Origin of the sequence: Gaoshiqia hydrogeniformans (assembly GCF_049347105.1) — a bacterium.
In the GTDB taxonomy this organism is placed as follows: domain Bacteria; phylum Bacteroidota; class Bacteroidia; order Bacteroidales; family Prolixibacteraceae; genus Gaoshiqia; species Gaoshiqia hydrogeniformans.
Genome location: NZ_CP186334.1, coordinates 4,887,250 through 4,899,541 on the forward strand (window position 1 = coordinate 4,887,250; position 12,292 = coordinate 4,899,541).

General features: G+C 44.2%; 12 protein-coding genes. 8 read left to right on the plus strand and 4 right to left on the minus strand.

All coding sequences use genetic code 11. The annotated features are described in order from the left end of the window. The first annotated feature begins 7 nt into the window (after nt 1-7). On the plus strand, nt 8-1,078 hold the full coding sequence (locus ACOIT5_RS19445; protein WP_423126649.1) for an IS4 family transposase: 1,071 nt from the start codon (nt 8-10) through the stop codon (nt 1,076-1,078). 144 nt (nt 1,079-1,222) lie between these two features. Here the strand turns inward: ACOIT5_RS19445 and ACOIT5_RS19450 are convergent, their stop codons facing one another. Both ACOIT5_RS19450 and ACOIT5_RS19455 read right to left on the minus strand, forming a co-directional pair. Next, nucleotides 1,223-2,692, minus strand: coding sequence for an MFS transporter (locus ACOIT5_RS19450; RefSeq protein ID WP_423127834.1), 1,470 nt, complete (start codon nt 2,690-2,692; stop codon nt 1,223-1,225). A 347-nt stretch (nt 2,693-3,039) separates the two neighbouring features. Continuing rightward, nucleotides 3,040-3,972: a pyruvate, water dikinase regulatory protein gene (locus tag ACOIT5_RS19455; RefSeq protein ID WP_423127835.1), complete on the minus strand. Its 933-nt coding sequence runs from the start codon at nt 3,970-3,972 to the stop codon at nt 3,040-3,042. A gap of 153 nt (nt 3,973-4,125) precedes the next feature. Between ACOIT5_RS19455 and mgrA the strand changes: the two genes are divergently transcribed. Continuing rightward, on the plus strand, nt 4,126-5,118 hold the full coding sequence (mgrA, locus tag ACOIT5_RS19460) for an L-glyceraldehyde 3-phosphate reductase (protein WP_423127836.1): 993 nt from the start codon (nt 4,126-4,128) through the stop codon (nt 5,116-5,118). A 20-nt stretch (nt 5,119-5,138) separates the two neighbouring features. On the opposite strand, the gene nhaA is transcribed toward mgrA, so the two are convergent. Continuing rightward, nucleotides 5,139-6,443, minus strand: coding sequence for a Na+/H+ antiporter NhaA (nhaA, locus tag ACOIT5_RS19465; protein ID WP_423127837.1), 1,305 nt, complete (start codon nt 6,441-6,443; stop codon nt 5,139-5,141). A 22-nt stretch (nt 6,444-6,465) separates the two neighbouring features. After that, nucleotides 6,466-7,200, minus strand: coding sequence for a GTP cyclohydrolase I FolE (gene folE, locus ACOIT5_RS19470; protein ID WP_423127838.1), 735 nt, complete (start codon nt 7,198-7,200; stop codon nt 6,466-6,468). Nucleotides 7,201-7,354: 154 nt separating this feature from the next. Between folE and ACOIT5_RS19475 the strand changes: the two genes are divergently transcribed. The 6 genes from ACOIT5_RS19475 to ACOIT5_RS19500 all read left to right on the plus strand — a co-directional run bounded on the left by ACOIT5_RS19475 (nt 7,355) and on the right by ACOIT5_RS19500 (nt 12,287). After that, nucleotides 7,355-7,687 (plus strand): YidH family protein, encoded by a 333-nt coding sequence (locus tag ACOIT5_RS19475; protein ID WP_423127839.1) that lies wholly within the window; start codon nt 7,355-7,357, stop codon nt 7,685-7,687. A gap of 78 nt (nt 7,688-7,765) precedes the next feature. Continuing rightward, a complete protein-coding gene (locus ACOIT5_RS19480; RefSeq protein WP_423127840.1) occupies nt 7,766-8,515 on the plus strand; it encodes a sensor histidine kinase in 750 nt (249 codons plus the stop codon). Continuing rightward, nucleotides 8,478-9,197, plus strand: a complete 720-nt coding sequence (locus tag ACOIT5_RS19485; protein ID WP_423127841.1) for a LytR/AlgR family response regulator transcription factor — start codon at nt 8,478-8,480, stop codon at nt 9,195-9,197. The genes ACOIT5_RS19480 and ACOIT5_RS19485 overlap by 38 nt, the downstream gene beginning before the upstream one ends. Before the next feature lie 117 nt (nt 9,198-9,314). Continuing rightward, nucleotides 9,315-10,091 (plus strand): nitrate ABC transporter permease, encoded by a 777-nt coding sequence (gene ntrB / locus ACOIT5_RS19490; protein ID WP_423127842.1) that lies wholly within the window; start codon nt 9,315-9,317, stop codon nt 10,089-10,091. Between the two features lie 5 nt (nt 10,092-10,096). Then, nucleotides 10,097-11,473 (plus strand): CmpA/NrtA family ABC transporter substrate-binding protein, encoded by a 1,377-nt coding sequence (locus ACOIT5_RS19495; RefSeq protein WP_423127843.1) that lies wholly within the window; start codon nt 10,097-10,099, stop codon nt 11,471-11,473. Nucleotides 11,474-11,486: 13 nt separating this feature from the next. Next, entirely contained in the window at nt 11,487-12,287 is an 801-nt protein-coding gene (locus ACOIT5_RS19500; RefSeq protein ID WP_423127844.1) for an ABC transporter ATP-binding protein, read from the plus strand. Nucleotides 12,288-12,292 lie beyond the last annotated feature (5 nt).

Genomic DNA, 12,292 nt, shown 5'->3' on the forward strand with positions numbered 1-12,292 from the left:
ATTGCATATGTATCAAGACAAATACGTTTTCGCTCAACTGGTCTCGTTTCTGAATCGAAGCAAATTCAATCGTATTGTTGCCAAATACAATGGCGACAAATACGTGAAGCATTTCACTTGTTGGAATCAATTGCTATCTCTGATGTTCGGGCAATTGTCAAATCGTGAAAGTCTTAGAGATTTGATCGTCGCACTTGATGCTCATCACTCCAAATCTTATCATTTGGGATTGGGCAAGAACATTTCAAAATCATCACTGGCCAGAGCCAATCAAGACAGGGACTATCACATCTTTGAAGAGTATGCTTACTATCTGGTAAACGAAGCCAGGCAGAAACGCGTTGCTGACATCTTCAAGCTTGAAGGCAATGTCTATGCTTTTGATTCAACGACAATTGACTTATGCCTTTCGGTATTCTGGTGGGCGAAGTTCCGTAAGAAAAAAGGTGGAATCAAAGTACATGCATTATACGATGTGGAGACACAGATACCTGCATTTTTCCATATCACTGAAGCATCTGTTCACGACTCTACTGCCATGAAAGAGATCCCTTATGAATCAGGCTCATATTACATATTTGACCGTGCATATAATCACTTCAAGATGTTGTATAAGATTCATCAAATAGGAGCTTTCTATGTTTTAAGAGCCAAAAAGAATCTACAATGCAAGATGATCAAATGGAAACGAAGATTGCCCAAGAACGTGCTTTCAGATGTAACAATTGAATTGACTGGGTTTTATCCTAAGCAATACTATCCAGAGCATCTTAGATTGGTCAGATATTGGGATGAAGAACAAAAGCGTGAGCTTGTATTCTTGACCAATGCAATGCACATTTCTGCATTGCAGGTTGCTGAACTTTACAAGAACCGCTGGCAAGTCGAGCTGTTCTTCAAATGGTTAAAGCAACATCTGAAAATCAAAAAGTTTTGGGGTACTACTGAAAATGCTGTTCGGATTCAAATCTACGCTGCCATGTGCACTTACTGCTTGGTGGCAATCGTCCAAAAGGACATGCAACTTGATAGAAGCACATATGAGGTCTTGCAGATTGAGCATATCTTTAACAGATAAAACTAATCTTCGAGACCTATTTGATAGAACTAAATTTCAAAATGACAAAGAACGTTTTAGCCTTAATGAGCCAAATTTGTTTAATTATTAATACGTCCCGATTTTAATGGGACACTAGTGAAATGATTATATCAATAACGGCTTTTATACAACCGGCACATCTTTATTCACATTCTTACTGCCGATAACGGCATAGAAGAACAAGTAACCGAAACAAGCGACAACCAACCAGTAACTCATTTCATAATTGAGAACATCAGCCATCCATCCCTGAATGGCGGGAAGAATCCCTCCACCACATACAAGCACCATAAAGATTCCGGAAGCAGCAGCCAGGTATTTACCAAGTCCTTCAACAGCCAGGTTGAAAATGGCTCCCCACATAATTGAGGTGCAAAGTCCTACCAACGCAAGGAACATAAACTTAATGGGTACCGGAACAAGTCCAAAGCTTAGACCAGCAGTTCCCGATTGGAAAGCAGGCATAGAGATGAGCGTGGTTTCTGACCAGAAAATAGCTAATGCCACTAAAAACATACCGGCAAAAGAGGTAAAACCCAACATCTTTCTACTCGAAACCGTGCTCCCGATGGCGGCGCCCGTCAAACGGCCAACCAACATAAGCAGCCAGTAAAAACCTACAATACCTCCGGCAATTCCGGCTCCAATCCCGAGCCCGGGGGTATCCCGGCCTTCAGTAATCCGTTTTGAACTATCATAAGCCATCTCGCTTACCACTTTCACGCGATATCCCTCAACACCGGCATTTTGTTGGTCAAGTGCGGTCATTTCTTCCAGGTACGAAGCGTCGGCTTTCTGCTTTTCATACTCCGCTATAATTGTTTCCGCCTGGGTTGCCGTTGGCGTTGTCATGTACAGGTTTGCAATCCCAGGTGTCCCAACTTCTACTCCTACATACACAAAGATACCGATCGCCCCAAAAACGAAGTGACGGAATTTCAATGCACCGGACATCAAGCCACCCAGTGGTTCCTGGGGTTGGTCAGCGTGTGGTTCAGGAATGCGGGTTAACCGAAGAATGAAGAATACAAGGGCAAAAATACCCATCGCGATGTACATGATAGGAAAAACATCGGTAATACTGGCTTTTGTTGCTTCACCAATGAGGATACCTACAAATACCGGGGTAAATGTGGCCATAACAGAATTGAATGACCCCCCTACCTGGATTAACTGGTTTCCCTTGTTTCCTTCTCCACCAAGGGTATTCAACATGGGGTTTACGACGATGTTTAACAAACACATCGAAAAACCGGCAATGAATGCACCTAACAGATATACCGAAAAACTTCCAACATGTCCTGAAAGGTACTGAATACCAACACCTACAAACCCAACTGCGATAGCGATGAGCGCTGTTTTTTTGTATCCAACTCGTTGAAGCAAAATACCTCCCGGAATACCCATCACGGCATAAGCGATAAAGTTTGCCAGGTTCCCCAGCATTCCTAAACTGTTGGAAACATTGAATTGATTTTTTAACACGATGCCCATTGGAGCTGCCAAATTTGTTACAAACGAGATCATACCAAAGAGTAAGATCATCATGAGAATTGGCAATGCGTAAGATTGTTTACTTTTACTGTCTTGCATAATGAAGTTAATTAAGAAAGTTGGTTTAAATTTATATTATTTAAAAATCTGAATTATTCCGATTAACGAAAGGTACAACTTGACAGCTTCAATTTTTGATCCTTTCTGGAAATCTCAGAAAAAACAAAATTAAAAATTAAAATTAATTTTGCCTTGTTTGCTGAAACTAATCAGTAGTCCTACCCAGGCAGAGAACATGTTGTAAAGCTATTTTAAGAATTTGCACCTTTACAAAAAAAACATACAACAATACATTCGGGAGATTTTACAACTCATAATCAACGGAATATATCAATCCATATCCTGAAATATAAGCCAAACTCCATTATTTAGATTCATTATAAAATTCAGAATAAATCAAGCTCCTCTTCTTCACTCTTTCCTGATGAAGCATTCGAATCGTTCGGTTCGCCGGGCTCCAGGAATGGGGATTTGATGCGTCTTCCCCCGTATTGAAACCGGGATGTCATCGTGTTAATGATCTCGTTTGCCGACGATTCAACCGGTTTATTGGTTACGTTGATCAGGGTAAACTTTCCCCGTGCAAAAATCAGGTTCGCATACCGGATTTCCTCCTTGATCTGCCTTTCATCCACATAGGCATGGTTATCCAGGTTATTGAACGATCGTAAGCGTTTGATCCGGTGGGCAATCAGTTGGGGGACGCCAATTTGCAGGCCAAACACTCGTTGCGGGTCAATTTTGAACAGTTCATCCGGCGGATCGATTCCGGGTACCAACGGAACGTTTGCCACCTTCCAACCGTAGAGGGCCAGGTAAACGCTGAGCGGTGTTTTCCCGGTACGGGACACTCCGCAAAGCACGATCTCTGCGTCGGTCAAACGCTGCATGCTCAACCCGTCGTCATGCTCCAGGGTAAATTCCATAGCGTCAATCCGGTCGAAATACTGGTGGTTCAGCTCCCGGTAGAGCCCGGGATACTGTAACGAAGGGATTCCCAATGTTTTATCCAGATAATCGGCAAACTGCCCCATGAAATCAATCTGCTGAACACCGTGATTAGCTGCCAATTCGATCAAACGTTTTCTTAAAACCGGGTTCACCATGGTGTGGGTGATCAGTCCGCCGTCTTTTTTAGCCTGCAAAATAACGGCTTCCAGCTTTTTTTCATCGAGGATATCCGGCACAATAATTACCGGGACCTGATTATCCGGATACTGGATGAGTAACGATTGAACCATGTTGTTCCCGGCCAGTCCTTTTCCTCCGGAAACGACATAAACAGGCGCCGGCCGGTTTGATTTGTCCACTGTGTTCATAGGTATTTTTTTCTTTTTTAGTTGAAACAAACAGAACAACGGATAAGTTGAGAGCCGGTAAGGGCGTCCGGCCCAAGCAATCAGCAGGGAAACTGCTTTTGTTTATCGGTCCTAAATCTTATCTTTGTTTACCTGACCAAAAATACAAAGCAAATGACGACCTATCAAGCAGAGCCCAACCGCTATCATACCATGCCGTACAAGCGTTGCGGCCGTTCCGGCTTAAAACTGCCGGTTGTTTCACTTGGCCTTTGGCATAACTTCGGAGGTGTAGATGTTTTTGAAAACGGCCGCGCCATGCTGCGCCGCGCGTTCGACCTGGGGATTACCCATTTTGATCTGGCCAACAACTACGGTCCCCCACCGGGATCGGCAGAAGAGAATTTCGGGAAAATCATGAAGCAGGATTTCCTGAATCATCGTGACGAGTTAATTATCTCGACCAAAGCGGGTTACCTGATGTGGCCCGGGCCATACGGCGAATGGGGGAGCCGCAAATACCTGCTCGCCAGCCTCGACCAAAGCCTGAAACGCATGGGCTTGGATTACGTGGATATTTTTTATTCGCACCGCCCCGACCCCAACACCCCGCTCGAAGAAACCATGACGGCCCTCGACCAGGCCGTACGCCAGGGAAAAGCCCTGTATGCCGGTATTTCAAACTACCCCGCTGAAATGTCGAAAGAAGCAGCTCAAATCCTGCGCAGCCTGGGCACCCCCTGCCTCATCCATCAACCCAAATACAGCATGTTCGAACGTTGGGTAGAAGATGGGTTGCTGGATGTTTTAGACGAAGAAGGCATAGGTTGTATCCCTTTTTCTCCCTTGGCCCAGGGACTGCTTACCGACAAATACCTGAACGGCATACCTGAGGGTTCGCGTGCGGCCAAATCGTGGGGCTTTTTAAAACCTCACCAGGTTGAACCGGCCCTTGCGAAAGTGAAACGTTTAAACGAAATGGCGCAAAAACGAGAACAAAGCCTGGCTCAAATGGCCCTGGCCTGGTTGCTGAAAGACAACCGGGTGACTTCGGTTTTAATCGGCGCGAGCTCTGTTAAACAGCTTGAAGATAACGTAGCTGCCATCAACCAGCTGACATTCACTGCCGAAGAACTCAGTCAGATTGAATCGATATTAAACGAATAACCAGATGACCGGTGACTAATTTAACCTTCCACCGGCTTACTGTATCGTAACAGCACATATCCGAAGATGCCCGAAACAAGCGAGCCGATGATAATTCCCATTTTGGCCGAATTTAAATAAACAGCGCTATCGGTAAAAGCCAGGTTGGCAATAAAAATAGACATGGTAAAGCCGACACCAGCCAGCAACGAAACACCTAATATATGCCGGTAGTTTGTATGCGAAGGCAAAACAGCCATCTTCATCCGAATACTCAACCAGGAGAAGACGGTAATTCCCACCATTTTCCCGATCAGTAACGATATGGCAATTGCCAACGAAACCGAATAATCCAGACTTGTTTCGGAACTGAAATTTACTCCCGCGTTTGACAAAGCGAAGACCGGCATAATCAGGTAGGCCACCCAGTGATGAAGCCGGTGTTCCAGTTGCTGAAGCGGAGACTGAACTTTACTGGTCCAGTCTTCCAGGTTATCAATTTCTTCTATTTGTTTTTCTGAAAGAATCGGCAAGTCCTGGCGTTGCTGAGATGATTTTATCTTATCGACAATTTGGCTGAGTTTTTCCGTAAAGATCTTTATTTTAATTCTCTGCCTGACCGGAATCGCAAAAGCCAGCAGAATACCGGCAATTGTAGGATGAATCCCCGCTTTCAGGAAAAGGTACCAGACCACGAGTCCAACTGCCAAAATAATGTATTTCAAATAGATGCGACCGGCAGACATGGCATAGAGCAAAAACAGCAAAAGAAAAGCATAAATTAACAGATGCCACTGGATATCGCCGGTGTAGAACACCGCAATGACCAACACCGCACCAATATCGTCGATAATGGCAAAAGCGGTCAGAAATATTTTCAAGCCCAGGGGAACCCGCTTTCCCAATAACTGCAGGATGGCCAGCGAGAAGGCAATGTCGGTAGCCATAGGTATGCCCCAGCCGTTTGCAGTATCCGGATTTTTATTCAGCAGGAGGTACAGGCTCAGCGGGACAATCATCCCGCCGATAGCAGCAAAAATCGGCAAAGAAGCTTTTTTCATGCTGTTCAACTCGCCGACCAGTATTTCCCGCTTTATTTCGAGCCCGATCAAAAAAAAGAAAATAGCCATTAAACCATCGTTAATCCATAATAACAGCGGTTTTACAAGTCTGAAATTTTCAGAATCGATCCCAATCTTGTATTGCCAGACAGATTCGTAAAAACCGCCAAGAGCCGAATTGGCCCAGACCAATGCGATTATCGTTGATACAAACAATAAAATACCGCTTAAACTTTCTGTTTTTATGAATTTCTGAATGGGGCTGAGTATAAATTTTTCGATCATCGCTTTACCGGTTGGTTAGAAATTATTTGCTTAAAGATATATAATTTAGAAATTCTTCGCGTCTGGTTTTATCCTTAAAAATACCGCTGTATTCAGCAGTTACAGTAGAGCTGCTCTCGTCCTCAATCCCCCGCGACGATACGCACATATGTCTGGCATCAATGACCACGGCCACATCCTCGGTTTTTAAAATTTGCTTCAGTTCGCCGGCAATCTGTACCGTCAGGCGTTCCTGCACCTGCGGCCGGCGGGCATAATAATCCACCACCCGGTTTATCTTGGATAAGCCAATCACCTGCCCGCTCGACACATAAGCCACATGCGCCTTCCCGACAATTGGCAAAAAGTGGTGCTCGCAGGTCGAATTCAGGCTAATGTTGCGTTCGACCAACATCTCACCGTAATTGAATTTATTTTCAAACACCGAGATTTTCGGTTTATTTTCGGGCTTAAGTCCGCTGAAGATTTCGCGTACAAACATTTTTGCCACCCGGTGGGGCGTTCCGCGTAAACTGTCGTCGCTCAAATCCAAACCCAAAGTCTCCATGATCTCGCGAAATTTATCTTCGATAACAGCCATCTTTTCTTCATCCGTCTGATCAAAGGCATCCTGTCGCAGGGGCGTGGCAATTGAGCTTGCCACGTGGTGATCGCCAACTAAATCATAATCTGCTGAAGAATATACGCGGTCGTGAGTGTTCTTTCCGTTCACTTTTGTGGCAGGTTGGTTTGTTTTGATAAAACCATTCACTTTCATAATCGTTTCTCCTATCTATTTAGTAACAGTTTTATAAAACAAGAATATTCAGGCATTGTTTACCAACCATGAGACGGATTTAATTTGAGATTTGAAAGCTGGCAGAAAACAATAAAATGTCTTATTTTTCAGAAATATCTTAACCGGACCGGAGATGGAAGAGAAAAAAGAAAAGCAGAAATATGAGTTTGATAACAAAGAAAAAATCATCCTTCGTGATTATCTGGCGCTGGAACGTACGCGACTGGCCAACGAACGGACCGTTTTTGCCTATATCCGTACCTCGCTTTACCTGCTTTTAGGAGGAATTGCTTTTTTGCAGCTCGAAGATTTTGGCAGGCTGAAATGGCTGGCTCTTCTTGCCCTCATATTCAGCGTTTTACTCCTACTGATAGGCATTCTGAGGTATTATCAATTGAAAAAGAAGCTGAAAACCTATTATTCGGACAAGCAGGAAAAAGACGATCGTGATGACCAAAACAGGTAAAAGAAGTTTCGAACACGAAGATCAAACGTAAAATAGTTACATTCGTACACAAGATATCAAGTTCAGGTCAAACAAACAATGGATTCGGTTTATCCCATAGCAGGTGTTGGATTGTTGTTGCTGGCAACAAGCGTTTACTTTTTTACAAAGTGGTTCCGGGCTGAAAGGCTGAGACAGGAATCTGTTTCGAGGCTTCAGGAACTTGAAGACAAAACTGCCGGTTTACAACTGGAATCGCTTGAAGCGAAATTAAATCCGCATCTTTTTAAAAACATTCTGAATTCGATTCAGTCACATGCCTATCAAACCTATTTTGCCCTGGATAAATTATCAAACGTACTTGATTATATCCTCTATGAAAGCCGGAGAAAATTTGTGAGTCCAAAAGAAGAGATCGGGTTTGCCTTAAACCTGATTGAAATCAATAAAATTAAGCTTAGTCCTTTATTCGAACTAAAAGTAAAGACCAGGATCAACGATTCGGAGCCTTTATACGAACAACGACTTTTAGCTCCGCTTATTTCGATCGACTTGATTGAAAATGCCTTTAAACATGCTGATTTGCAGAGCCCGGATGCATTTATCTCAATAACGTTCGAGTTTAAAGAACATTGTTTCTATCTGACCGTGGTGAACAAAATCTCTCAGAAACCCCCGATAAAAAAGGAAAAAAGCGGGATTGGAACTGATACGCTTGAACAACGGCTGGACATCATTTACAAAAATTGTTACAAGCTCGATACCTTTATCGAAGAAAATGTGTATATCGCCCACTTAAAAATAAATCTGCTTGAACACAAAGCTAAAGTGCTTGCTGCTGGACGATGAGCTGCCGGGTTTAACCTACCTGAAAATGCTCTGCGAACAAATCCCTGAGTTGGAGGTTGTCAAGGCATTCAACAATCCTGAAATTTTTATGCGGGAGATTCCGGCGCTTGAATTCGACCTGTGCATCCTGGATATTGAAATGCCCGGGATAAATGGGTTACAGATTGCCAATCTGCTTAACGGAAAACCCGTCATCTTTGCAACGGCATATCGCGAATATGCCGCAGATGCTTTTGATTTGAATGCCGTGGATTATGTCCGGAAACCTGTAAAAAAAGAACGCCTTGAACAAGCCGTAAATAAGGCCATTACTCTGATAAACAGTACAAAGAACCCGAAAAATTTTATTCAACTGAATACGGATAAAGGGAAAGCGCTTTTGTTCTTCGACCAGATTTGCTACCTGAAAACTTCTGAAACGGACAGCAGGGATAAAATTGCCCGGTTGACCGACGGCGGAGAGTTCATCCTGAAAAACATTTCATTCGAAAGATTGGCTGAATTGCTTCCATCCGGTGATTTTTGCCGGATTAACAAAAAAGAACTCATTGCAATGAAGATCGTCCGTGTATTCTCGTTTGATCAAATTACCACCACGCTGCAAGGTCAGTCCGGTAAAAACCTTACGCTAACCCTCAGCGAAGCCTACCGGAAAGAGTTCATGCAAAAAGTAAATCGCTGAATTTGATTACAGGTTTTCTCCTTCTTGTTCCAATTTCCGGATGCTATACTCCAATCTCAAATTTGCATCCCGGGGAAGTTGCAACTTTGCGATACATGGATATCACAAAGAAAGAGTATGATGAGAGCATTTCGCAAGATATTTTATCCGGTTTGGGGCTTTGTTTTCCTAATAGCGCTATGGTGGCTGGTGGCCAAATATCTGACCCGGTTAATGCCTGCTCCGCTTGACGCATTGAAAGCCAACATTGACTTTATTCTTAATCCGTTTTATATCCATGGACCGGGTGATGTGGGTATCGGATTCTTATTATTGGAAAGTTTGAGAAGGGTACTGACCGGTTTTGTTCTGGGCAGCCTGTTTGCTGTACCGCTTGGTTTTATGATCGGTTTATCTAAAATAGCCCGACAAATCTTCAATCCGCTGGTACAGGTATTACGGCCTGTTTCCCCGGTCGCGTGGTTGCCTGTTGCCCTGGCCGTGTTCAACCTGGCAAATCCTTCGGCCATATTTGTCATTTTCATTACTTCACTCTGGCCTACCGTGATCAATACAGCCGAAGGTGTTTCAGGAGTCAGCAAAGATTTTCTCAATGTAGCCAGGGTACTGGAGATGCCGCGATGGAAACAGATTTATAAGATTATCCTTCCTGCAAGTTTGCCTTACATATTTACGGGGCTGCGTATCAGCCTGGGGATTGCCTGGCTGGTAATTGTTGCCGTTGAGATGCTTACAGGGGGACGCGGTATCGGATTCTTCGTCTGGGACGAATGGAACAGGCTCAATTTAAGCTCTGTCCTGCTGGCCATAGTCGTCATTGGTTTTACCGGCCTGGGACTTGACTGGCTGATCAGGAAAATTCAGCAATTATTGAATTTCGATTATCAAACTTAACCGGGATGATTGATAAAAAATATAACAGAAGGGATTTTATCGGGCTGGCAGGCAGTGGTGCGTTGGCCTTAAGTTTTCTTAATACGTGCAATACCCCTGGTGGCTCTGCGGTTTCGCTTATCAAAGAACCTGATGATATTGACATCGTGGTTGATTCGAAAAGTCTGGAAAAACCTGAGCTGACCATTGGTTATGTCCCGGTTAACGATTGCCTGCCCTTTGCTGTTGCCTACACCCGGGGGTTTTTCAGAAAATACGGGTTGAAAGTTAAACTGAGCAGAGAATCAAGTTGGGCAGCTTCACGCGACGGAATCATTTTTGGCCGGCTTGATGCAGCACCTGTTGTTTCGGGTGCTGTAATTAATGCCAGATTAGGAGCAGAAGGGGCCGTACCGGCAAGATTATGTGCAGGAATGACCATCCACCGTCACGGCAATGCCATAACCATGAGCCGGGGGATGTGGGAAGCCGGTGTACGTCCTTTACACGAATACCAGGGCGATGTGGAACGAATGGGGAACGACATACGTTCCTATTTTCAATCCTTACCCGGTTCTCAACGCAATGTAGCCGTTGTACTCAGTTCGGCCATCTACGAGTACCTTATCCGTAATCTTCTGGGTATGTGCCAAATGAATGTTTTTAGGGACTTCCGGATAATGATCATCCCACCGCCGCAAATGGTAGCCAATATGCGTATCGGCACCATGGATATGTATATGGTGGCTGAGCCGTGGAACACGCGGGCCATCAGCGGTAACGAAGGAGTTGGATTTACTTTTGCCCACGGGAAGGAATTGTGGAGCGGGCATCCCGACCGGCTGCTGGGAATCATGGAAGATTTTATAGAAAAATATCCTAAAACCTACCGTTCGTTGATAAAAGCAATGGTCGAAGCCTGTCGGTGGTGCAGTCGTATTAACAGCAAAGAAGTACTTGCAGAGCTTGCATCGGCGCGGGCATTTACAGGAGCAGCAACCAAATATACGCGACCAGCATTAACAGGGAATTATAATTACGGAGGGTTTGACGGCCTTGAACGGATGAAGTACATTCCCGATGCCACGATATTTTTTGATCTGCCTGAATACCTGAAAGATGACATCAATGATCATTCAACCTTTTTATGGCAATCCCAAGGGCTTTGGCTTATGACACAAGCGGCCAGATGGAAGCAAATAAAAAGCCTGCCCGAGAATCCCCTGGCAATAGCAAACAAAAGCTGGCGGACGGATTTGTACCGAAATATTGTAAATGAAATAGGCATTGCCTGTCCAGATAAAAATCTGAAAACTGAACCGGGAAGCCGTTTTATCGATGGAATTGAATTTAATCCCGAGGATCTTCAGGGATATCTCGACACACTAAATAGAAAATATTAAACACAGGCGTGGTATGGTATCAAAAACTGAAAATAAAATACTGCTTGAAGTCCTTGACGTATCAAAAGTCTATTCAAAAAACGGAACTTCCAATGTAATTTTTGAGCACCTGGACCTCACAGTTTACGAAAACGAATTTGTAGCAATCATCGGTCATTCCGGTTCTGGAAAATCAACCCTTTTGCGTTTGATTGCCGGGCTCGAGGCCCCTACTTCGGGAAAGATTTATTTAGGAGGACAAGCGATGTCCGGCCCGGGAAAAGAGCGCATGATGATATTTCAGAATTATGCCCTGTTGCCTTGGTTGTCGGTATATGGTAACATCAAACTGGCTGTCGATGAAGTTTTTCCCAATAAGGGTAAAACAGAAAAGGATAAACTCATCAAATCGTACATTCGGATGGTCCATCTGGAAAATGCCCTTCACAAAAAGCCCGATGAGCTTTCGGGAGGGATGAAACAACGTGTAGGAATAGCCCGCGCATTAGCCGTTCAGCCACTCATGCTTCTGATGGATGAGCCATTGGGAGCGCTTGACCCGTTTACGCGGTCACACCTGCAGGATCAGATTTTGGAATTGTATTATAACCAACACCAAACCATCATATTGGTTACACACGATGTCGAAGAAGCCTTGTTGATGGCCGACCGGATCATCGTGCTTAATGTAGAAAAATCAGCCTTTATCGGAGAAGTGATTGAAGTGCCGTTTGCACATCCCCGCGACCGTGTGAAGCTAAGAGAGGATGAAACATTTAACCGACTGAAAAATGAAACCCTGAAGCTTATGGAATCCTATTTTGAACATGTGTAAACAGA

What these genes read in the sequence shown, in the direction of transcription:
- mgrA (WP_423127836.1), top strand. Translation starts at nt 4,126, where the DNA reads ATGACGACCTATCAAGCAGAGCCCAACCGCTATCATACCATGCCGTAC.
- ACOIT5_RS19500 (WP_423127844.1), top strand. Translation starts at nt 11,487, where the DNA reads ATGGTATCAAAAACTGAAAATAAAATACTGCTTGAAGTCCTTGACGTA.
- ntrB (WP_423127842.1), top strand. Translation starts at nt 9,315, where the DNA reads ATGATGAGAGCATTTCGCAAGATATTTTATCCGGTTTGGGGCTTTGTT.
- ACOIT5_RS19495 (WP_423127843.1), top strand. Translation starts at nt 10,097, where the DNA reads ATGATTGATAAAAAATATAACAGAAGGGATTTTATCGGGCTGGCAGGC.
- ACOIT5_RS19475 (WP_423127839.1), top strand. Translation starts at nt 7,355, where the DNA reads ATGGAAGAGAAAAAAGAAAAGCAGAAATATGAGTTTGATAACAAAGAA.
- ACOIT5_RS19450 (WP_423127834.1), bottom strand. Translation starts at nt 2,692, where the DNA reads ATGCAAGACAGTAAAAGTAAACAATCTTACGCATTGCCAATTCTCATG.
- ACOIT5_RS19445 (WP_423126649.1), top strand. Translation starts at nt 8, where the DNA reads ATGTATCAAGACAAATACGTTTTCGCTCAACTGGTCTCGTTTCTGAAT.
- folE (WP_423127838.1), bottom strand. Translation starts at nt 7,200, where the DNA reads ATGAAAGTGAATGGTTTTATCAAAACAAACCAACCTGCCACAAAAGTG.
- nhaA (WP_423127837.1), bottom strand. Translation starts at nt 6,443, where the DNA reads ATGATCGAAAAATTTATACTCAGCCCCATTCAGAAATTCATAAAAACA.
- ACOIT5_RS19455 (WP_423127835.1), bottom strand. Translation starts at nt 3,972, where the DNA reads ATGAACACAGTGGACAAATCAAACCGGCCGGCGCCTGTTTATGTCGTT.
- ACOIT5_RS19480 (WP_423127840.1), top strand. Translation starts at nt 7,766, where the DNA reads ATGGATTCGGTTTATCCCATAGCAGGTGTTGGATTGTTGTTGCTGGCA.